General features: G+C 41.7%; 20 protein-coding genes. All 20 read right to left on the bottom strand.

Annotation, left to right across the window (positions count from 1 at the left end; translation table 11 throughout):
* Window positions 1–4: 4 nt before the first annotated feature.
* Window positions 5–397, bottom strand: coding sequence for a hypothetical protein (locus tag MHN81_RS11570; protein WP_239425775.1), 393 nt, complete (start codon window positions 395–397; stop codon window positions 5–7).
* Window positions 398–1354: 957 nt separating this feature from the next.
* Entirely contained in the window at window positions 1355–1786 is a 432-nt protein-coding gene (locus MHN81_RS11565; protein ID WP_211012451.1) for a glycoside hydrolase family protein, read from the bottom strand.
* Window positions 1787–1789: 3 nt separating this feature from the next.
* Window positions 1790–2020 carry a hypothetical protein gene (locus MHN81_RS11560; protein WP_239425774.1) on the bottom strand — a complete coding sequence of 77 codons (231 nt, stop codon included), beginning with the start codon at window positions 2018–2020 and terminating at the stop codon, window positions 1790–1792.
* The gene (locus tag MHN81_RS11555) at window positions 2010–3902 is read right to left on the bottom strand and encodes a hypothetical protein (protein ID WP_239425773.1); all 1893 of its coding nucleotides are present in this window, start codon (window positions 3900–3902) and stop codon (window positions 2010–2012) included. Before MHN81_RS11555 ends, MHN81_RS11560 begins: the two co-directional genes overlap by 11 nt.
* Window positions 3899–4282, bottom strand: coding sequence for a hypothetical protein (locus MHN81_RS11550; protein WP_211012448.1), 384 nt, complete (start codon window positions 4280–4282; stop codon window positions 3899–3901). The genes MHN81_RS11555 and MHN81_RS11550 overlap by 4 nt, the downstream gene beginning before the upstream one ends.
* On the bottom strand, window positions 4279–5652 hold the full coding sequence (locus MHN81_RS11545; protein ID WP_239425772.1) for a hypothetical protein: 1374 nt from the start codon (window positions 5650–5652) through the stop codon (window positions 4279–4281). Before MHN81_RS11545 ends, MHN81_RS11550 begins: the two co-directional genes overlap by 4 nt.
* Window positions 5649–6905 (bottom strand): hypothetical protein, encoded by a 1257-nt coding sequence (locus MHN81_RS11540; RefSeq protein ID WP_239425771.1) that lies wholly within the window; start codon window positions 6903–6905, stop codon window positions 5649–5651. Before MHN81_RS11540 ends, MHN81_RS11545 begins: the two co-directional genes overlap by 4 nt.
* 1 nt (window position 6906) lies before the next feature.
* Complete coding sequence (locus MHN81_RS11535) at window positions 6907–10278, bottom strand: hypothetical protein (RefSeq protein WP_239425770.1); 3372 nt, start codon at window positions 10276–10278, stop codon at window positions 6907–6909.
* On the bottom strand, window positions 10278–10640 hold the full coding sequence (locus MHN81_RS11530) for a hypothetical protein (protein WP_239425769.1): 363 nt from the start codon (window positions 10638–10640) through the stop codon (window positions 10278–10280). Before MHN81_RS11530 ends, MHN81_RS11535 begins: the two co-directional genes overlap by 1 nt.
* Window positions 10637–14479, bottom strand: a complete 3843-nt coding sequence (locus tag MHN81_RS11525) for a phage tail tape measure protein (protein ID WP_239425768.1) — start codon at window positions 14477–14479, stop codon at window positions 10637–10639. Before MHN81_RS11525 ends, MHN81_RS11530 begins: the two co-directional genes overlap by 4 nt.
* 44 nt (window positions 14480–14523) lie before the next feature.
* On the bottom strand, window positions 14524–15273 hold the full coding sequence (locus MHN81_RS11520; RefSeq protein ID WP_239425767.1) for a hypothetical protein: 750 nt from the start codon (window positions 15271–15273) through the stop codon (window positions 14524–14526).
* Complete coding sequence (locus MHN81_RS11515; RefSeq protein WP_211012441.1) at window positions 15260–15421, bottom strand: hypothetical protein; 162 nt, start codon at window positions 15419–15421, stop codon at window positions 15260–15262. Before MHN81_RS11515 ends, MHN81_RS11520 begins: the two co-directional genes overlap by 14 nt.
* Complete coding sequence (locus tag MHN81_RS11510) at window positions 15411–15731, bottom strand: co-chaperone GroES family protein (protein WP_239425766.1); 321 nt, start codon at window positions 15729–15731, stop codon at window positions 15411–15413. The genes MHN81_RS11515 and MHN81_RS11510 overlap by 11 nt, the downstream gene beginning before the upstream one ends.
* On the bottom strand, window positions 15728–16165 hold the full coding sequence (locus MHN81_RS11505) for a hypothetical protein (protein WP_239425765.1): 438 nt from the start codon (window positions 16163–16165) through the stop codon (window positions 15728–15730). The genes MHN81_RS11510 and MHN81_RS11505 overlap by 4 nt, the downstream gene beginning before the upstream one ends.
* Window positions 16162–16797, bottom strand: coding sequence for a hypothetical protein (locus tag MHN81_RS11500; protein WP_239425764.1), 636 nt, complete (start codon window positions 16795–16797; stop codon window positions 16162–16164). Before MHN81_RS11500 ends, MHN81_RS11505 begins: the two co-directional genes overlap by 4 nt.
* Complete coding sequence (locus MHN81_RS11495) at window positions 16794–17111, bottom strand: hypothetical protein (protein ID WP_211012437.1); 318 nt, start codon at window positions 17109–17111, stop codon at window positions 16794–16796. The genes MHN81_RS11500 and MHN81_RS11495 overlap by 4 nt, the downstream gene beginning before the upstream one ends.
* Window positions 17112–17447: a capsid cement protein gene (locus MHN81_RS11490; RefSeq protein WP_211012436.1), complete on the bottom strand. Its 336-nt coding sequence runs from the start codon at window positions 17445–17447 to the stop codon at window positions 17112–17114.
* 15 nt (window positions 17448–17462) lie between these two features.
* Window positions 17463–19499, bottom strand: a complete 2037-nt coding sequence (locus MHN81_RS11485) for a prohead protease/major capsid protein fusion protein (RefSeq protein ID WP_239425763.1) — start codon at window positions 19497–19499, stop codon at window positions 17463–17465.
* Complete coding sequence (locus MHN81_RS11480) at window positions 19486–19701, bottom strand: hypothetical protein (RefSeq protein ID WP_211012434.1); 216 nt, start codon at window positions 19699–19701, stop codon at window positions 19486–19488. The genes MHN81_RS11485 and MHN81_RS11480 overlap by 14 nt, the downstream gene beginning before the upstream one ends.
* Entirely contained in the window at window positions 19688–21202 is a 1515-nt protein-coding gene (locus MHN81_RS11475; protein WP_239425762.1) for a phage portal protein, read from the bottom strand. Before MHN81_RS11475 ends, MHN81_RS11480 begins: the two co-directional genes overlap by 14 nt.
* Between the last annotated feature and the right edge of the window lie 31 nt (window positions 21203–21233).

Raw genomic sequence — 21233 nt, 5'->3', positions numbered from 1 at the left:
GTCACTATAAATATGGAAACTCTTCGAACTTTTTTTCAAATTCGACGTCGTTATGTAAATTTTCAACGTCCAAAAGATTAAAAGGCCTTTTTATCTTAATAACTTTCTCTTCGTCTAAAAGCGTTTTGACAGATAGCTCAACTTCTTCTCCATAAAAATAACTAGAAAACAAATGGCGCCTTACCACAAAGTCCCTATTTGCCCTAGATATACTTCTATACCCTAAACTGCTAAGAACAATGGACATAGTTTGCTTTTTATTATCTACCTTTGTTATTTTGGCCATTCTGTATGGATATAATACTTGCGTTGGTTCGGTAGAGAGTTTGAAATTGTCTATAAATAAAACATCATTCTTTTGAGGCTGTAGCCGAAACTGATACTGCAACTTTTCCATATTTTGGCTATAACTCTGTACCATTAGTAATATAACTAAAGCCAGTGGTACAGCTATAAATTTATTGAAAATTCTAAACTTACTTATTCTTGGAAATTGTTCTGGTGAGCCAGAGCTATTTTTTATCAGTTTTGAGCAATTAAAACAGCTATAACAGCGCGATATACTAGTTGGAAAAACAGGAAAAATCATAAATGATATGTAATTAACACTCGATACATATGCGCAATGTGAACTCCTGCATGAAGGGCACACAGTATCCCCCCCCCTCAATAAGTCCCTTTTATAATAGAATAAAAGCAAACTATTAATACTCCTTATATATTTTTCCGTTCCCAAAAAAGCAATATTAGTTGAACGAAATTAAAAGTACAATATATAACCGCTTTTGTCTTTATAAGCAATAATTGAAGCAACCGAGCAGTAACTTGACTAGCCTTGTAATACAAAATCATCTCGAAATAGCTTTCACCAACCTTATTTTTCTCGAAGCAAAGAAGTTACAAGCGAGCTGCCCAGACTTTCCAATTAAAACACCGTTACAGCGCGCTCTAGAAGGGCTAGAGGTGACTCATCAAAAGGATCAATAGGTAGGCTGCGTGCCTTTTGACATTGCAGATAAAGCTCATCGCAACTGAAAAGCTGAACAAATTGGCATTAGTTACAATGCAGGAACCTTACTGAACGACCAAGGCTAGACAAAACATGAAGGGCTCAGGATGAAACAAGAGATAAAAACAACCCCGATAACAGTTGAAACTATTTAGCAGTTTAGGAAGCTGAAAAGCAAAAAACCGCGGCTCCATAGGATACGCGGTTTTTTCAATAACACTATATTTTAAAGTGTTTTATTTGGTGCGAATGGGGGGACTTGAACCCCCACGAGCATAGCTCACCACCCCCTCAAGGTTTCGATAAAAAACATAAACACCTGTTTTAAAACGCATTTATCAAAACCTAAATGGTACTATGAGAACCACGCATCAATTCTGCTAGCTCAACTGCCCGACCTTTTACCTGTCGTGCCCACCTTGAGTCCAGCATTTCAATTGAGGCTTTTGTGTAGTCTTGGTTCGCTAAAGCGGCTATCATTTTCTTAAATCCGAGTAATCCATTGACGCCCAAATTGAAAGCCATGTTTATTAAAACAGCTTTTCTAGTCTCGCAAAGTGAATCAAAAAAGTGGAGATTTTTCGTTAATGATGTATAAGTTTTTTTAATGTCATTACACAGCATTAACTCTGCTTCTTCTTTATCAATACCTCTATCTTGTAAATTTCGACCAAAACCGATTGTCCACTTTCCAGCAGTACATTTATACATATTTAAGTCACACCCCTCATGTATTTTCAATTGCGATTTAACAATACTAAACGCATCTTGTTCCATATATCACACCTCGATCTTTTGATAATTGTCGTTACGTATAACGTGTTTAACACCGTCATTTGTAGCTATTACAGTGTCACTTAATGAAGCTGAACCAGAGACCCACAACGTACCGTCATTGCGTTCCACTTTCACACGGTTGTTCATTGTGTCTACTGCGACCACTTTGCCCCGGAATTGGACCTCTTGAGGTAAAAGTGTTTTAAAATTTGCCCAGGGGTTATTAGTTGCCATGATGCACCTCTAAACTAATATGTTGCCAAACATCTACTAACGAATTGATTGTGATACCGGTGCTAATACATAGACCTGTTTGTCCTGCGTATCGAACAATATCACCTGGTTCAATTAACCCGTTTGCATCTAAAGGTGTTGTGATTTCGATGACCGATTGACCGCCACTGTTAGCAATCACAGAACGCCCTAGTTGCGCATTCACAGAATGATCTTGTTGTAACGGTGATATCACGTCGTTAGCGCGTAAATCCCCTGCCGTACCGGCTTTGACGAGCTCAGTAGTTACAGCGGCTGTATCACTCATTACAGTTACGCAATTAATCTGTGGTGTACTTTGGTCATCACTCGATTCGCTGATAACAGCAGATTCATCAATAACATGGTCGCATTGTGCGTCAGATAATGTTGACCATTCCCATGGTGGTACTCGGTATCGAGGTTTTGCTGTTAATTTATCTTGTGATTTATCGGGCTGTACGATAGCCCCACATGCATTTGCAACCTCAACCAAGAGTGATAGAGGTGTTTTCGAGTCGTAGCTGTATGAATTAGCCGATAAAGTCCAGTCAGGCACCGTGGACCTATCGAGTGTGAAACCCAACGGCTGTAATTTTTGCTCGACGATTTGCCACGGAGAAATCACGCTATCAACAACACCGGTGCTCTTGCGTGCGTATGGTTCTGCTAAATATCTCACGCGTGATGCAGCTTGGAAACTATAAGTCACATCAGCAACCCCTGAGATACTACGGTCATATGATGTGACAAGGAATAGCCATGTGTGACCATTGGCCGTGATCTCGATTTCACTACCTGGTGTTAAGTATTGCTTAGCGTCTTTGCCTAACAGGGTTCCCGACAACGACCATGTGTAACTCTCAATATCGAGCTGTAGATTAGCTGATGTGGGGTGTATAGGTGTTCTGGTATTGTTATTGGTTGAATACACATTTATCTGATTCATTATTATCACCGCGTCTAGTTCAATTCGAACAAACTCTAAGTGCGCATCTTTGAGGCGAAGCACTTTAAAATCTAATTGTTTTGGTGGCTTTGGTGGCGCCGGGGGTTCAACAGGTGGTAGAGGTCGTTGCCCAAAAACTGGTATACCTGCTTGCTCTATAGTCGTTATCAACGATACTTCTAACGCTTCACCAGCTCCGAAATATGATGTACGGAACGCTGTTTGATATGCGCTTTGCTCAACTGTGGTTTTCAATGCGTGATTAATGCGCGTCAAATTCTCCCACATAGCTGATACAGTCGTTGTATCGGTTGAGCCTTGATTAAACCCAGTATCATGACTAACAACTAACTGAGCTAAGTTTGTGTAGTTTTCCGAGTGACTATGAGTAACAACTTGGCCATGCGGTAGCGTCTGAGTGATTTGATTCGTAACCTTGTCTAGAGAGTCAAACCTCTGGTTAACGCTTTGGCTAACGCTAAATCCATCAGAATAACTCGCACCGAAACTTGCAGATAGTCGAACACTCTTAGGTGTTTTGAACATCACATGATTACCAACTTTAACGGCTTTCGAATGATTGGTATTAATGTGATGTTCAATATTACGTTCAACATTCAAATCATAAATCAATGAACCAGATGTACTAACGCTGCCAACTTCATTACTCCCTGACAATCGAGTAATCAAATTCACTCGACCTTCTGTGACTATCGGTTTAAGTGCAACGACACCAGTTAGAACAAACTCGACTGTACCACCAGCCCTTTTAACAAACTCTAAACGACCATTACCGCGAGGCTCATTGAAATCTAAAGCTAATGCCGCTGCATCACCACGATCAGCAATTTCCAGAACGTTAGCAAATTCAAGCGCCGCTTTGTCACTTCTCCGTTTGTTAAAATCCATTGTCATTGAATAACCCAATCAGCAAGGCTAACTAGGGCACCAGCAAAAACACTGGCAGTTTCATGCCCAAACTTAAGATCAGCATTACTCGCAGCGTTACCTACACTTACGTCACCAAGTGTAAGACCGGAGCCGTCATATAATCGAGCAAAAGTGACGTCACCTGATTGCAACACCATAGCTTGATCTGTTGGTGCCATTATCATGTGACCATCTAAGAACCCCGTATATGCGGGTCTAGGTGTAGTCAATTCAACAAGCAACACTTGGTCTGTGATCACACCAGCACCGGCAGGAACTGAACCAGCATACAAACTGATTTTTGATACCCTGTCACCAATCGTGAGTAGTATTTGCTCCCTGATCTCTTGCGATAAAGTAATCATGTGTAAGCCTCAGGGGTTTGGAAATCAGCAACAGTTGCGTTGTACTCAGCTTGACCATATTCAGGTTTATCCTGTGCAACTATCATGTACTTTTTATCTAGTTCTAAATTATCGAAACGATATACGCCCAAAGCATTTGAACGTGTTTCATCAATCAATGTACCGCTTTGCAGATAACACAGGACACGTCTATCAGGAGCTGGCGCACCTTGTATAGTTGTCTTATTAGATATGTACCCTTGTTGTATATTGAGCTTTTGACGGTTTACGCTTCTATACACGATAGATGGCTGTCCTTCTTCATGCTTCACAACAACGTCATACCCTCCTTGATTGGCTTGCTCTTTTGTCTCAAAGTTAGCCCAAATCAAGCTAAACCCAACTTGCCCTTTAAATACATCTTCAGGTGGAACAACTATAGGGTTAGATTTATGAGTCGTAATTGGGAGAGCTGTAACCGATGCACTGGGGGCAAGCTTTGCAAACGGCATAAGATAAACGCCTTTGGTCGCTGCTGACGATACTGACTCTGATGGTGTGCTAAATAAATACGTATTCCCTGCACTATCAAATACAACCTGTAAAACTGGCTCTAACGCGAGAGAAAGCGTGACAGCTTCACCAAATAGCATAATTGTTTCATCAGCTCTAAATTCAATCTTACGCGTGTCTGACTCAGGTTGATTTATGTATTCAAATAAGTACAACGTATCACCTGGTTTAAGCCAATACGATTCGATGTAACTATCACTTGGGCTCGTATTAGTTAAACCTGTTGTCACATTATGAGTAAACTCACCCATAACCATGTAATCAGTTTTTACTGATTCTAAATCAGCATAATCAGTAAAAGCCTTTTTTATGCCAGGTAACGCTCGATTGTATGCGCTGGCTGTCAATGGGTAATCATATACAGCTAAGTCAAATAGTTTACAGTTATGTTTGACCCCATCATTACCTAAAGAGGCAATACCTACGGGTAAAGCGCTCAACACTAAATCTTGAACTTCTACACCGTTTAACACCAACTTAGTACCCATTAAAATCAATTGATTTCTTTGGTCGTACTTAACTAAGTGACTTGATGCAACACCATTCAACACTAAATTACCGACATTGCTTACATGTAGCTCAAACCCTTGAACGCTAATTAAAGCGCAAGGAATACCGAACGAGTTCGGACAAAAAACTAACTCGATACTTTGAAGGTCAGCAACTAAATCATATTGCACATAACCAGTGTCATGACTAGTTATCAAAGCTTCATCAGTAAATTGAGGAACACCCACATAATTTACATTGTGACCATTACTTAAATCTACCGATGTCGTGAACTTAACCCAACCGAGGGGGTTATCATTTATAATCATGCGCGCCAACCTGAATCAGAAACATCAAAGCAATGTAAATAAGGCCTAGAATTTGTCCCACCGCTCCAAGTTGCACTATCACTAATAACGAGCATGTGACAACGCACAGTATTGTTCGGCATAGTGGGTAACTCTGATAATGTCTTATTATCGTATGACACGCTGCCAGATAAAGGTGTTAATAATCCCGGCAGGCTTCCCCGGTATGTATTTTCATTTTCACATACCATTACAGGTTGATTATTGATATAGAACCCATTGTCGGCAGGGTTAGGATGTGACAGTAAAGAACCCGAGTAATCCATATTATTTGTAAAAATGACTGTTTCAGTTCCGAATAATTGGTGATGACCTCGCGATATCAGATTCTTGGAGTATGGAGTGTTGAACCTAAGACCAAAATTGTACGCCGACCATGAAGTATTAGACCAAGCCCCTGTCGTTGTATTTTGTGACCAATAACTCAAACCGTTTAATAGAAAACAATATCTATCACCGGGTCTAACACTGTTAATATACCCAGCGAAAAATACAGCCTTACATGAAGACCTAGCATACTTAATTATAAAATAGAAAAACGCATCATCAGAAATGATTTCCCATTCAGGTTCGGTAGCGTAAACATGTGACGCTGGCCAACGTTGTTCAATTTCAGCGTCGTACATGTCTATGTCTGTATACGACGAAACCGACTCAACACGAGCTTTGATCGCTCTATAACTGCTAGACGTACCACGTGCACCAGTATTATTATTGGTTGATGTGTTTGAGCCGTTAGGGTTTGGAAAGTCGCTGTTATCAACACGTAACATGACATTACCAACATCACGCCCTGGTTCAAAGACGATTATATGACCATTAGAGGATTCGGCTTTCACCTTCCAACCAGCAGGTGGGATAGACATAGTAATGGTCCCTAATGCGTCACCGGCAGGTACGGCGGTCAACTTAAACCATACTTCAGTACTTGATACCGCAGAAACCCGAAATTCACCGTTATATGTGTTATCTGTAGCACCTTCAACTTTGATTATTTGATGCTGTAAATAACTATGTCCTGCTTGAAAAGTCGCTTTTGCTTCAGCTTTTGCAGCATCATAGACGAGCGAATCAACGGGTTTTGAACCAAAACCTAATGTGAGTACGGTTTTCAACAATGCAGCTAAAGAACCGCAATCCTCGGCGTTATAACCAGACGTCAAAATAGGAGCGCCCTCCATCTTACTTGAAAACCATTTAACCGGATGTGTCATGTTATTGCTCCTTGTTTGTATTGCCGCGTGCAGTCAAAGTAAACGCATCGTCGATTACAACCGCGTCATTTTGTAAGACTGTTCTAATTAGCCAAATCGGAAAGATTGCGCCATGGGTGTTTAGACGTAGTACATTGCCGTTAACCCACCCTTGACCCCATCCGAGTTTAGGGATTGTTAAATATGGTGTGTTAGTGTTTGGATTGATCGGTGAAAAGTCTTCGTTTACGTTACCGACAGCAATTAAACCGACATGTTCACCGATAAGTTTAAAATTGATATTTGATGTAAAAACGATTGCCCAACGTTCAGTAACTGCACCAGCATTCGTTAAAGTGATCGGATAGTCTACGTCATTGAACTCTACATTAGACGGATCGCCGATTAATGTATCTGACCATTCGTTAGTCCATGTTTGTTGGTCATATAGATTGTCGTAGCGGGACCACATATCGTTAGCAATTAAAAGGCTGCTAACTTTAGCCACACCCGCTGTGTAACTGTGGCTTAATTGCTTACCGAGTCTTATATCACCAGTGATTGCGACATCAATAGCAAGTGTCATATCTTCAAAGCGATGTTCGACAGTGTATGTACCATCAGCGACAGACGCACCTAGAGTGACAGTTCCAGCGTCCAAATCTCGCGTGTAATCAGCGTCAACCAGCTCTAATACTTTTAAATCAGCTAGCCTTACTTGACCTACATTTAGCGTCTGCCCCGCCGTCGCTTGAAATGTTTTTCGCTCTGTTTGATGCACTAAAACAGTGTCACCCTTTGTGAACACAGGGACTCGACCATCACTAGGCAAACGTACTGGATCAAGCCCTATGATATCCGCATCAAGTGGTAAGTGATTGTATGTCACACATGAATAGCGTAGTGTTTTTACGTCGGTAGCTTCTGCAAATGTCAGTGTGATTACGCCAGTCTGGGAGTCTATGCGACCAGAGATATAACTATGAACAATTAAACCTGATGCGTTTGCCGTGGCTGTTTGCAACGTACCTGTGTTATCCAGCACTTGAACAGTCAGTGATTGTGGTGCAATTGGTGCACCAGGTGTGCGAAAAATTACATTGCCGTCTAAGTGTGTATGGTCGATGGTTGTAGTCAATGATATGACTTGGCAGTTACTAGCTTGTGAGTTCCAAGAGTTAATTTTGACAACACCATTTATAGACTCAACAGTCCCAAGCGGTGCCCCCAGAACACCAGTATTTGAATAGGTTAACTCGTATAAGCTACCTAGCCGTTCAACGTATCGTTTCCCCGCGAATTCAAATGCAAGAGAACCAACGATGAATCTTTCTTGTAACGATTTTTCGATTTCCAACTCTAAATGAGACGGTGCGAATAATACTGATTGTGCACCACCCGCAGAGCCTACGCCGCTAGTTACAGATAATGTTGTTAAAACCGGTAACGTTACATCAACTAACTGACTGGAAGTGCGGTGAACTCGATTACGATAAATGTGACTATAAGAAACTACAGATTGAAATTCTCGATTGAGTAAAACAACACCAGACATGTAATCTACGGTGCCAATATGAACACCTGAATTGTTAACTAAGTTCCCAATACCATCATCTTTTACAATGACAGTAGACGTAGTTTCGAACTCTTTATATGTCTGACTACTAACACGCACTCTTATATTTTTTGTATTTGCTGTCAGATTAAAACTTAGAGTTTTGGGCTCAACACCGCCTGACACCTCTATTTTGTAATTTGCACCCGATATCACAGGGTTAAATTCTGACGTAGACAGATCGCCCGCTTCACTATAATTAATGGTGTAGGATGCTGAATCAGGAATAACAGAGGGTAAAAACTTTATTTCCCCGGTAGAGTGGTCCACCTCTAACACACCGTCACCTGAAGTCTCATTGATTGAGAACGTGTCCCACGTTACAGATACAGAATCTTTAATGATGTTTTTGCCACTGGTTAACGTATGTTTGAACCAAGGTTTTGCGACAGCTCCTGACCTGTCTATGCTCGCAACCTCTGTGCCCCACTGATAGATGATTGAACTACCAACATCAGGTTGAACAGCTAGCGTTAATTGAGCCGTACCAGTCGCAAAATCAACTTGCCCCACGCCAGCGTTAGAGCTCACAAGGATACCTGAGCCGTTGTCTTTAAGCGTGTACCACTTACCTTGCGCTAAATAGCTCACTTGTAATGTACTTGGGTTAGGTATCGGTTCAAGGCTCTTGACGTACGTATAGCCTCTATTTTGTGCTGTGATTTCATAAGCGTCAGAAAACGTGGACACTTGATTAACTGAAGCTGGTGTATAAGTTACTGTTTTTTGCTGTGTGCCAAAATCAGGAAGTGAATTATTAAATTGAGCAATGCCATTTTGATAATCGATGAAACCAACGACTAAATCCCCTATCACCATTTCACTGTTATTGTCTGTGACGGTAGCATTTCCAACTACTATCTTAACGCTACTTGGTGTAACTGCACTGCCAAAGTGTAACGACGTCAAGAGCAAATTAGTGTTGAATGTAACGTGATTAGTCCCAGATACAATTGTGTTGATTTGACCTATCGCATTGACATCAACTATCGGTGTTTCTGTACGTGAAGACGGCACCAATTGCGCAAAAATGCTGTTAACGTTCACAGTCATTGAACCAAGTGTTGCGTCCTGATTAAGTTCTGACGTGCTATAGTATTTCGCTGCATTTGCAACAATCGTTTCATTGATTACGCATGGTGTATCATTGAAATCAGTTGGTGAAGGGTCGCCGCCGGTGAATTTATAACGAAGTGGTTCGCTTATCTCACACATAACAACTTTGCGCGTAAACTCATGCAATGAACCGCTTAACATAACTGAGAAACTACGCACCTCGGATGTACTATCTACAACCCTGACATACTGTTGATTCAATCCCTCCGTTAACACTAAGACTTCACCAACTTCAGGATCGCGTATGTCTTCACGTTGTACAATACGTATAGCACGTTGACCTAAAAGCTGAACACCAAGCAACGAGCCCGGCCATTCACTAGACTGTGCCAGGTAACTTTCAACAACATTACGTGCATCGCTACGGACGTCATAATGATCTCGTGTACTCATTAAAGTGACTGAAACACTCGGATCCGAAGGTGGTACAATCAAGCCAAAGTTAGCACCGAAGTATTTTTCTACTGATGGCGTATCGATATGAGCGTAAACTTTCATTAAATCAACTGAGCCATACGCACGATCTAAGTCTGATATGTCCTCAAAAATTCCGTTCTGCTCACCGTCTAAAATGACATTACCGGTTATTCTACCGCCACCATTATCAGTGTTGTCCATTCTCTGCGAGCGTTTGAACTTTATGTCTCCTTTGTAAATACTCATTAATTTAGTACCTCGATTAACTTAATCTTTTCTAAATAAAGTTGCTCACCCATAACGTGATTTATAACCAAGTGATCAGCTTGAGCTAGGTCGAATTTAACCTTGTATGTTTGCCCGTTAAATGTGAGTGTTAGCGGTTCAAATTTAATGCGAAGTTCTGAAAGCTGATTGGCAGTCTCTCGCGTTATCCAACTTCTGTTACGTGCACCTTCTAACGTAATTGGACGACCATCGAGCATTTGACCACGTTGAATGATTGCTCGACCTGTGATTGACTGTGAGTTTTTTTGAGCAACCGGGCTGTATCCAAATGAGTCAAAACCAAGGCTAGGTAAAGTGATGTTTTCAAGTGTATTCTTCACGCGATGTTTAACCCCGCTTGACGTAGAACATTAATGATTCTGTTTATTTCTTGTCTGTTAGCTTGAGCTGTTGCAGATTGCCCACCACTTTCAAGCCTGATAACAACTGTTTCGCTTGGTACTTCCCTAATGATTTCTTGTGTTGTGTTTGTACTAACACTTAATTCATTTGATAGTGATTTTGTTTCTTGAAGTGCAGCCTTGGCTTGCTCAATCTGGTTGAGAAATCCGGTTAATTCAGAGTGTCCCAAATCTCTAAAAGCAACCTTCGCGCTATTTGCATATTTGTTTAATTGTTCTAGTGAAGTGCTACCGGATTGAACTTGTTCGGTCCATTGACGCATGTGTAATGTTTGGCTAATGATGTCTTTTTCACGTTCAAAAGCGACATTACTTTGTTGTGCCAGGTCACGCCACCACGAGCTAGTAACGCGATTGTTCGAAGCTATAGAATCCTCTAATTCATCGTATCGTTTCCGCAGGTCTGCTGTACTTTGTCCGCTGAAACTAAATTGTTTATTTAAATGCTCATGAGCACTTGCGAACAACGAGACATGACGTGCAGCACTAGCAACAGCTCGACCATGAGCGGCTATCGCCTTGGTACTTTCCCGATTCCAACGAATGCTATTTTTTACAGATTGTGTAGATTTTTCTTTTGCTGCTGAATATTGACTCTCTACCGCTGAAGCACTAGCTGTTGCTTGAGTATTCTCTTGCTTGACACGTGTTTCTGTTATCACAGCATCAGTCAAAAACGACTGTGTGATTTTGAGTCTATCTAGTTCTCGTTGATACTCACCAAAAGTAATAGTGCCGCTTTTGTAACGTGATGTAAGTCGTTCAATTGCTGTCGTGTTTTTTTCTTGTATGAGCTGTAGTTCAAAGCTTGTTTTCGACTCTAGTTCACTCTGAATTCGTAGACGTTCTTTAACCAGAGCTAATTGACGTTCGGCATCAATGCGCTGCAATGTTAGCTGTAGCTTTTCACTATCAGACTTAATGTTCTTATTGAGCTGTAAATCAAGCTCATTTAAAGCGCTTTCTAAATCAATCTCAGCAAGCTTTAACTCTCGCACTGATTCACTCAGGTTTGTATTTTCAGCAACTGAAAGTTGTTTACTTAAAGCAAGCTCTCTTTCTTGTTCGACTAACTTACCCTCTGCAAAACTTAATAGTGTCAGAGTTTCCTCATATTCTGAAACAGAAATTTTGCCATCAGCATAAGACTGACTAAGCTTTTCATTCTCCGTTACTAGTTCTTTGCGCGTAAGGTTTAACTTTTCAGCTTGTGCTTGAAGTTCTTTAGTCCGTTGAATTTCCTCGCGCTCTACCTGTGCTCGTGCTTCATCGCGCTTAACCTGCTCAGCTATCATCCTATCGCGGATTTCTGTTTCTCGATTAGCACGGACTAATGCAGCGGTTAGTTCTACATAAGACTGCTCGTGCTCCTTCACATACTTGTTTGCACTTACTAGTGTTTGAAGCTGCTTAAGTTGGTTTTCACCTAGTTGACTTGAGGAGTTTTGGTATTTTTCATAAGTACTTATGAAGTCTTCGTATGCTGCGCTTGACTCATTGAATATGCGTTTAAAACCAGATTCAATGTCTTTGGTATCTTGCTCTATTGATAACGCAAGTTTCCGACTTGTTTCACGTATTTTGTTTAGATGTTCGTCGCTTTCTCCTGATAACTCAGCCAAGTACAGCTTTATTTCATTGAGTGCTAAGCCAAACCCTTTAACTGTTATCGTTAAGGTATTAAACAAGTTTCGTACATTTGCAAGCGCAACAGTTAAAGTGGACCCTAACGCCTTACTAGTAAAATCTTCAGTAACCTCAGAAACAAGGCCTATAGAATCGAACAACTCACCAAAACCGGTTGTTAAATTACCTAATTCGTTCATCAATAAAACCGAAACATCATCAAGTGCTTTAAGTAGCTCTGATGTGGTTCTGATACTTGAATCTAGTTCGTCGCTGAACGCTTCACCTGCTGAACGCTTCAAACTACCGAACTGATTTACTAATCTAGCTATTTGGGATTCTTGATTGGCGTAAGTTTTTGCCGCTTCTTCAAAGTGCGCGGTTTGTTCGATGTAAGCTTTGTTCGAGAGGTCGATTGCATAACGAAGACGTGTCACTTTATTCGATAACACTTCAAACACTTCTAAGGTTTCTTGAGAGTCAATTCCCATATCTCTCAAAATGTTGGAGAGTAAAACCCCTTCCCCCTTAGCTTCAGAAAACCCTTTAACCAGCTTAAATAAAACTTCCTCTGGTCTCTCCCCTAAGTTCTTCTCGATTTCATCTGCTGTTAAACCAGTTAGCGTCTGCAACCTTTCAAGATCAGCGCCGCCACGTTGTGACGCTTGCAAAATCGACTGAGAAAGTCGTGTAAAGCCTGAGCGCGAACGTTCAGCTTGTTGTCCTGACTCTTTGAGCACTGTACCAAATGCAGCCGCTGCCGCACTTCCTACGTTGATCGCACTAGTACCGGTGACAATCTCCTTTGTCATGAATGCGATCTCATCTTCAGCAATGGCAAAGTTGTTACCAAGTGCCACAACAGAAGATGCCAGGTTATTAATTTCCGGTATGCCCTCACCGGTCATCGATAATATGCGAGACAATAAGGTAGCCGCATCATCACCCGCTAAATTCGTAGAAACATTCAACGCGTCGGCGGCTGCGACCAAGTTCATTAAATCTGAAGTTGATTTGACACCTAATTGACCGGCTATCTCTGCAAAACGCGCTAGCTCATTTGTACTAGTTGGCATAATTTCCTGTGCCAACACAGCAAGCTCTTTATGCATTTCTGCGATTACTTCTCGGGCCTGTCCTGTCGTTTTCTCAACTTTAGTGATTGCTGCTTCTGACTCACCGTAAGCCGTTGTTGTTTGCCTTACGACTTCAATCGCTGACTGTGCAGCTATCAATACTGTATAAATCTGTGCGAGGCGACGTGTCGCGTGTGTCAATGAGTCAGTTGATTTACTGGCTTTTGTCTTAGCATTACTATCAGCTTCAATTGCTTGTTTTGACACAGCAACTTGTGCTGATGTTAAACCCAATTGTAATTTAAGCTCAGCCTCTTTCCTGATGTAATCACCAGTGCTGATGACGCCGTTTTTCTTGTCTCTATTTAATTCTTCTAAGCGTTTCTCATATTGCTTGAGAGACATACTCAAAGTTCGCGCTGCCAACTCATTTTGTTTAGCTTGCTCAGCCTCTTGACGCTCTAATTCAATACGCTTTTGTGTTTCTTCGTTGAGCTCACCCGTAACATTTAAACGGCGCTTTTCGGATTCTATTCGCTGGTTAACAGTGTTGGTCTGCTTAGCTAATTCAGCATTTAAACGCTGCACCTCTGTAGCTTGTTCCTTGTGAGCTTCAGCTAATTGCTCAGAAACTTGAACCAAGTTACGGCTATGTGCACCAAAAGCTTTTATATCTTTTAATGATGTGTCGTAAGTTCTTTGAAGGTCTGTAAGTTCTTTTCTTTGCTGCTTAATCTGAATTTTAGCGAGCTCGACTGACTGCTTTTGTTCATCAGTGGCATTCTTGTTTTTATTAACTGATGACGATAATTTTTTAAAATCAACCTCGGCTTTTGCAACCGCTTGGCGAGTAGTGTTTAACTGTTCTTTTAGTTGTTTATATGAATCTAAAGCACCTTGTTTTACTTCAATATCAGTAAGTGCTCTTTCTGCTTTCAATGCAGTTTTACTTAAACCAAGTAGTTGCTCAGCCGCTTCTGTCAACTCATCACTAGATAAGTTCTTAGCGTCAATGACTAGCTGTACAATTTCCTGATTATGTTCGTTATTACTCATTGAAAGACCTCTAAAAAGGCCGCGCTAACGGCCAACAGTTGGGATTAAGCCGCTTGTTCAATCTTGATGTATTGTGATTCACCAGTACCTATTACCGATTCGTCTTTCATAACATTTAAATTGAGTGGGACACTCGAAAAATCTTCGCTAATAAAACTAAGTGCATCGGCAGGGCTAAATCGAATACGTAAGAATGTTAAACGTACCGGTTTATTTGTGTCGGCTTCGTTTAACCCATCGAAGATAATGCGATATTCTTTTCCTTGCTGCGTAATACCCTGAATGTTATGAGTAGTCATCGACTCGTAAGTTACTTTTATTATCGAATCACTTGTAATCGAACCACTAGATAAAGCAATCAAACCGCTGTTACGTACTTTGTAGTCAGTACCTTCAACATATGTTTTAGTTCCAGCACTATCTGTAACTGTGATTGCTTTTGATTTATCTGGGATTTTCTTAAATGGTGTGAACGCATCGAGTTTTACAGTATGTTCCTCCGCAGCTACTGCAACACCGTTCACAGTATTTACTAAGCCACGCAACGCAATCGCGATATTGCGAGGTGAAAAACTTGTGGATGTAATACTTGCAGATATCTGATTAACACGAGAAACAGTATCTAAAACACCACCACCTGGATTTTCAAAATCAATCATATCTTGAGATTCTTCACTGATAGAAAGTTCTAACCCGTTGCAATTACCTAAAGGTAATAACCCCTCATTAGCACCAATTTCCTCAGCGTATATAGAGCCTCGGCCTTGGAAGCTTCTATTTTTAGTTTTCTGCATTTTCATCACCTTCAATGAATCCATGTTTTTCAAAAAGCGCTTTCATTTCAGGTGACACATTCACTGAATCACCTGGTGTATATTCAACGCCGTTGTACTCGGTGTTGCATGAAAAAGTCACCTGTACTAGTTTCGATTTAACTGGCATGTGCACCCCCTAGGACAATGTATAAAATGCAATCATCAGGAATTGCTAACCAGGTTTCACCGTCTGGGGCTTCTGGCATTTCAGTGCCGACATTACCTTTCGGAATGCGCACAACATCACCAGCTTTCAAATACGGTGTTTTAGGCTCGCCGTTACGGTGGTAACTAACTTCGTTGGGGACCATTACTTCACACAGTGTTGATTTCTCTACAGCACTTCCAGCTAAAACGATGGACCCGATTTTTTGTTCATTTGGGATAACTTTTAAAATCGCGATATCACCAATCGGTTTAATTTGTTCCGCTATCATTCTTCTCTCCATTTTTCTTGATAATTCAGTGTAAAAACTGTCTCAACGAGGGCTACTTGCTCACCCGGATCGGGGTAATCAAATTTTGCAGGGCCGAGCGCAACACTAGCTTTCGCGGTTTCTTCATGACCTACATATATTGCTGAACGCATCTGATAAAGCAGGTCATCAAGACGGCTAATCACAGTGTCTTTGTCACGAGTATCAACCAACGCTGCAACATTAATCTCTCGACTAATTTTTGTTGCGTCGTTTATTGCTTGCGCCGGTGCGTCATTACCCGGCTGAAGTACTAACGCTGGTAGTTGTTTGTCTTTAATTAGGTTTTTTATATGTTGTTGTACAAAACCAGTTCGTACGTAAGTACCCGGTATAGCTGTTAATTTGTCTTCAATTTCTCGCATCACTGCATGTATTGCAGGTATTTGGTTCATCGTGAAAGCCTCCTGAAATCCTTTTTAAACTCAGTGCGTAACTTCGACTTAACGGCTGGTTGCATACGCCCTCTTGCACTGACAAATAGTTGATTGATTGAACGTGAATGCAGTACTTGAACCTTATAGGGCTTAGTACGTGCTTTCTGGATAATTTTTTGCAGCTTTCGAGACTTGCCAGGGGTACGTCCCCGCCCTTTATGTAACCCTTGCTTGAAATGGCCTACAGCGTGTTTGTTTGATAAGGCAATCCCCGTTTTGAAAGACCCTCTCAAGGGGGTTTTCATCACTCGCGCATTTGGTATGTTTTGAAAGCCACCACGCCGATTGATACGGACTGCGATTCCGTCTTCTGTCTTGTGATATTGATATCGAGTTAAAAGAGTCTCACGCGTATTAGCAACGACGACGGCTTTCAAGTTATGTGGTGCTGCTCGTGAGACTCTTTTGATATGACCATTGACGTAACTAGGTTGTAGGGTCGTTTCTGTGGTTATGTCTCTTACAGCTTCAGAAATAGAAAAAGTGACTGTTTTATTGATGGCTAAAGCCGCTGCTCGATCTGCTGTTTTAGGCTTGGTCTTAATCTTACCGATCAATTTATCTAGGCTTTTTGCGTCGTACACTGTCATAGGTATTGCTCCACAACATGAACGTACGTTTTACCTGTAACAACATTTACTAAGCCGTCAACTTTCCAAGATCTACCTAAGTCATCAGTAAAAGAGTCTCCCTCTTTTGGTTCAGGTACATCAGTAATCAAGATACCAGCTTCAACAATACAACCTCTCACAATGTTGTATTCATCGATAACTGGTTTACCTGTATTAATAGTTATCGAGACATTTTCGATGGTTTCACCGCTAGTAGTGACATACACGCAAGTATGCCCTAGAGCTTCGCTAACTAGCTCCCCCATAAGACCAAAAATATCCCGATAGCTCATTTAAGCCACCACTGTTTGAACAAGTCTCACAGTACACGTCGTTTCAGTCGCGATAGCTGGAACAGCAAACACTCCGACCACTTTAGAACCAGAGGCGCTACTGACAGATTTTGAAGATGTTAACCACTTGGCCGCATCACCTTCACCAGCAGAGACAGACGCAACTTTAGGTAGTTCGAATACACCTTCAGTACGTCCGTTAAAGCGTTCACCTTCTTCAGCGGAGACAGACGCAATAACAACAGTCGAGCCAATAATGTACAAATTACCTGAAACCACACCACCAGTTGGCGCAGTAAACTCTAAAGATTTTCCGTCTTGAATATAGTTTTTCATATGATTGTTTCCTTATTACTGTGCACCAGTAGCCATAGCGGTGCCGCGATGGTCGATCCATCCAGCACCAAAATCTTTACGAACTAGGATTTTCATACCGTCGATGTCGTGGCTAGTGTATGTTTCGGTATACATTTCCTCTTCACCAGCAAGATAGGCATACTCGAACGTATCAAGCATGTTAGAGAAGACGTGATATTGCTGTTCATTAACCGCTGAAATACGAGGTTCAACAAGCAATTGCATCTTATGACGTAAGTGCTGCTCAGCCATGGTGTTAGCTATATGGCTCGGGTAAAGTAATTCTTCTGCGAGAGCTTCATTTTCGTCTGACACAGCAAGGTGGTCCCAAGTTACATTCATGTAATCCTTACTGAGTGTTTTTTGCTGACGCCCTAATTTACGAATTTTCTTTAGGTTATCTTTCGATAACTTTGAGCCCGCTTCTAGTAGGTTATTATGCTGAGCGTGATAGACAGGTTTTTTGTCTCTCATCAGTACTTGCTCTGGTTTGTTTGTGAAGAAGTTGAAACCAAGGATCAAGCCCCAAACGATATTAGACTCTAAGTTTCTTCCAGCTCTACCAAAAGAAGGGGCCACCCGATCAAATGCCCCCATATCATCATTTATGAGCATTTGACGAGTAAACCCGATCTTACGTGCAAACGTAGCGATAGAATAAGCTTCACCGCTTTCTGTGAACGTACCCGCTTTGTACTCACCGTCTTCACCGAGAGGTAATAGGTTTGGCGCATCACTGAGGGAGTAAGTTTTCTTTTCTCTAAAATCGTTTACAGTAGTGCGACGCCCAAGATCTCGGAATGTTTGCGGCGTTTCCTGATATGCTTCCTGTAAATTTTTATTCATCACATTTTCAAGCAGCAAAGGAAAGTCACTTGTACTGTGGAACGCACGAGCGGCAAGTGCCTGTCTACTCAACCCAAGGGTTGTACCTCCGCTTGCGTCAACGTAAAATCGAGCCATGTCAAACAAGGTCATACCTGTAAAATCTCTAACCAAGGTCTGAGATACATTTTCATGCATTGGGCGTCCAGACCTTTGAAGCAAGAACGATTCACCAGCTTTACGGATGTTTTCACGCTGATCAGAGCGGCCATCACTAACGAATGTCGCGTAATTTCGAATAGAATTTTTTTGTGAGTTATCGGACTGAGCATTGACTGCTGTTTTGTAAATCGAATCTACCGAGTCGCCACGTGTATATGCATCAATTGCAACTTGATCATCTAGTCCGATTTTACGTGTCACAGCCAACATTTCAGTCAGATCAGCACGGCTAGCAGTAGCTGCTTGTGGCGCTGGCTGCTCTACAGGTGGTACATTGTTGTTACCTTCTGAACGAGCTACAGGCTCAGTTGCACCTGCCTGCGCTGGCTGCTCTACAGGTGGTAAATTGTTGTTACCTTCTGAACGAGTTTTATCTGTGGTCTCGTTCGAGTTAACGTCTTCACTTGGCATAGTTACATCCTCTATGATTACTGTGTGTAGGTTTTCTTTTGTACGCTCTTGCTCAGAACGCACACCGTTTGTGGTTTCGAACGAAACCGGGGTAAAACTTAATTCTGTTGGTTCCCAGTCAATAGCTCTGTACGTTGGAATTTTGTCGTCATCTGCTTGAGACTTTTGGAATTTATGGACTTTGTAACCAAGTGAAACATGACGTAAAATACGGTCTTTCACCTTGATCCACATTTCTTCAGAGGCTGGGTCTGTGGCGAACCTTGCGAGACCTAAAATCTCTCCGTTTTCAATTTTGTATTGTTCAGTGATTCCGAAAACATCGCGACAAGACCATGTGTTGTGGTTATCACAAACTGACAAACCTTTGTCTAATCGAGCTGTACGAATAGATTCAGGTGTGATGTCGAGTTCTTCCATATACTCGGTGTCATTCCACCAGTCATAACGACGACCAGCCTCACCAGTAGAGAAGCAGACCCATGCTGTGCGATTCTCGACATCAATAGTGTCTTGCTGAATCTCAGCTCGTACACTGAAAGTGCCTTGTCTTACCTGTTTATTTGTTGGCATCTGTTTTGTCTCCTTGTCGCTTTGCATCAGCCCTACTCATTAAAAAAAACACCACTGAAAGGATCAGGGAGATGAACGAAATTAATAACCCGATCAATGGCGCGTAAACACTGATATTCTCAAGTAACCCTGACGCGACTGTTACACCACCAACACCCGATGTGCTGGCAGAAACTGACGCTGCGACATCAGTCCTGATCATCGTTTTGACCCTCCGATTTAGTTTTTACAGCACCACTTGCTGTGTCATTTTCATCAATCTGATTACCAGCACTTGAAAACATCGAAGGGTCAAAATCGAATGGCAGACCATCTAGCAATTCTTTGTCTTCTTTCCATCGCTCTATGATCGCCATAAAGTCTCGACCAAGCTTTTGCGCCGCTTGACTCGGTGACAACATGCCATTTCTGACTTGTGACATGATGTGTTCAAAGTCCACTTTTGGATCGACTGATAACCTCGGCGGGAATGTCCAGCTAGCTTCAAATTCTTCTGTTGAATTAATTGACCTGTCTTGTAGCTCGAATTGGTCCATGAACCAGCCAGCGATAATGTCTAATGCTGGTTCAAGCATGATGTGCTGATAAATGTCTAATTGTTGATGAAACTCGATACGACCCATACGACCTGACGCAAAGTTGGTTTGAGAATTATCACCAGTCATTGATTCGTATGTAGTACCTACACCAACAGCAACATCCCTTTTTAAGCTGATATCGAAATTAGTTGATGCGTCGGCTTTCGGTGGTGTCACAACATGTGGGGTTTGGCCGTTCGCGACCTTCTCAATCATCCCTGGTGACACTTCTTCAGGTAGTTCACTGTCTGAATCGCCAGCTAAACCACCAGCGCTAGCCGATTCTTCAACAAACAAGGCAAAACAAGCGGCGATTTGCTGTTGCATCAACTTAGCGTCTTTATATATCTCGTAGTTTCGTAGAATGTTTGCTGATGCATCAAACCAGGTGATACCTAAGTGCTGTCCTGCACGTTCTTTCAAGTAGATATGTACAACGTCATTGACCGAGTAAAACTCTGATTTTCGGTGATGTCTGTGTGCTATTGTTTGAGTTGGAGTGTCATACAGCCAGTAACCAACCAGTTTACCATTGCGATACTCCATACCATCGATAATGTCGACGTCCGTGTCTGTACCTGTGCTCGACTTTGAACGGTCTAAATGAGACTGCTCAAAACTTTGTAGTTCCAATTCACCTAACGGTGTTATGTGCTTCCTGATGAAAACACCGCCTGATTCAACAATAGTCGACATCCAAAGGAACTGAAGACCATAGAACGTATGATGACCATCGAAATCACACGTTTTCTTTTTAGCCCAACGTTTCCATTTTTTGTTGAGCTTGATTAATTTGCGCTTTTGCTTTTTGTTGGGCTTTCCATCTTCGTGAATAAATTTAACTCGAATACCCGCACCAACTGTACTAGCTGCAATCACTCGTTTTGCGCGTTTTGCTAACGGATTGTTCCTGCACAACTCTTGTCCGCTAGCCATAGCGTTATTTAATGCAGCGCTTACTTCTTGTGACGCGTTTGTTTTAGGGCGCTTCCAACCATTGTTACGAGGGCTTTTCGATGAGATATCGTATTGACGGTCTAATAGCTTAATAGCAGCACGAGCTTGTGCATTCTTCAATGCTTTTGTTGCGCTAAAAAAACTAACAACCCTATCCCAAACTTCCATCTAAAAACCCCAAAACTGCATAACTATTTTG

Source organism: Pseudoalteromonas sp. Of7M-16, assembly GCF_022347805.1.
Classification (GTDB): Bacteria; Pseudomonadota; Gammaproteobacteria; order Enterobacterales; family Alteromonadaceae; genus Pseudoalteromonas; species Pseudoalteromonas luteoviolacea_F.
The sequence above is the reverse complement of the archived record's forward strand: the minus strand, read 5'-3'. Positions and strand labels throughout refer to the sequence as shown.

Coding starts and splice junctions, on each gene's coding strand:
- MHN81_RS11570 (WP_239425775.1), bottom strand. CDS start 397: ATGGAAAAGTTGCAGTATCAGTTTCGGCTACAGCCTCAAAAGAATGAT.
- MHN81_RS11565 (WP_211012451.1), bottom strand. CDS start 1,786: ATGGAACAAGATGCGTTTAGTATTGTTAAATCGCAATTGAAAATACAT.
- MHN81_RS11560 (WP_239425774.1), bottom strand. CDS start 2,020: ATGGCAACTAATAACCCCTGGGCAAATTTTAAAACACTTTTACCTCAA.
- MHN81_RS11555 (WP_239425773.1), bottom strand. CDS start 3,902: ATGACAATGGATTTTAACAAACGGAGAAGTGACAAAGCGGCGCTTGAA.
- MHN81_RS11550 (WP_211012448.1), bottom strand. CDS start 4,282: ATGATTACTTTATCGCAAGAGATCAGGGAGCAAATACTACTCACGATT.
- MHN81_RS11545 (WP_239425772.1), bottom strand. CDS start 5,652: ATGATTATAAATGATAACCCCCTCGGTTGGGTTAAGTTCACGACATCG.
- MHN81_RS11540 (WP_239425771.1), bottom strand. CDS start 6,905: ATGACACATCCGGTTAAATGGTTTTCAAGTAAGATGGAGGGCGCTCCT.
- MHN81_RS11535 (WP_239425770.1), bottom strand. CDS start 10,278: ATGAGTATTTACAAAGGAGACATAAAGTTCAAACGCTCGCAGAGAATG.
- MHN81_RS11525 (WP_239425768.1), bottom strand. CDS start 14,479: ATGAGTAATAACGAACATAATCAGGAAATTGTACAGCTAGTCATTGAC.
- MHN81_RS11520 (WP_239425767.1), bottom strand. CDS start 15,273: ATGCAGAAAACTAAAAATAGAAGCTTCCAAGGCCGAGGCTCTATATAC.
- MHN81_RS11515 (WP_211012441.1), bottom strand. CDS start 15,421: ATGCCAGTTAAATCGAAACTAGTACAGGTGACTTTTTCATGCAACACC.
- MHN81_RS11510 (WP_239425766.1), bottom strand. CDS start 15,731: ATGATAGCGGAACAAATTAAACCGATTGGTGATATCGCGATTTTAAAA.
- MHN81_RS11505 (WP_239425765.1), bottom strand. CDS start 16,165: ATGAACCAAATACCTGCAATACATGCAGTGATGCGAGAAATTGAAGAC.
- MHN81_RS11500 (WP_239425764.1), bottom strand. CDS start 16,797: ATGACAGTGTACGACGCAAAAAGCCTAGATAAATTGATCGGTAAGATT.
- MHN81_RS11495 (WP_211012437.1), bottom strand. CDS start 17,111: ATGAGCTATCGGGATATTTTTGGTCTTATGGGGGAGCTAGTTAGCGAA.
- MHN81_RS11490 (WP_211012436.1), bottom strand. CDS start 17,447: ATGAAAAACTATATTCAAGACGGAAAATCTTTAGAGTTTACTGCGCCA.
- MHN81_RS11485 (WP_239425763.1), bottom strand. CDS start 19,499: ATGCCAACAAATAAACAGGTAAGACAAGGCACTTTCAGTGTACGAGCT.
- MHN81_RS11480 (WP_211012434.1), bottom strand. CDS start 19,701: ATGATCAGGACTGATGTCGCAGCGTCAGTTTCTGCCAGCACATCGGGT.
- MHN81_RS11475 (WP_239425762.1), bottom strand. CDS start 21,202: ATGGAAGTTTGGGATAGGGTTGTTAGTTTTTTTAGCGCAACAAAAGCA.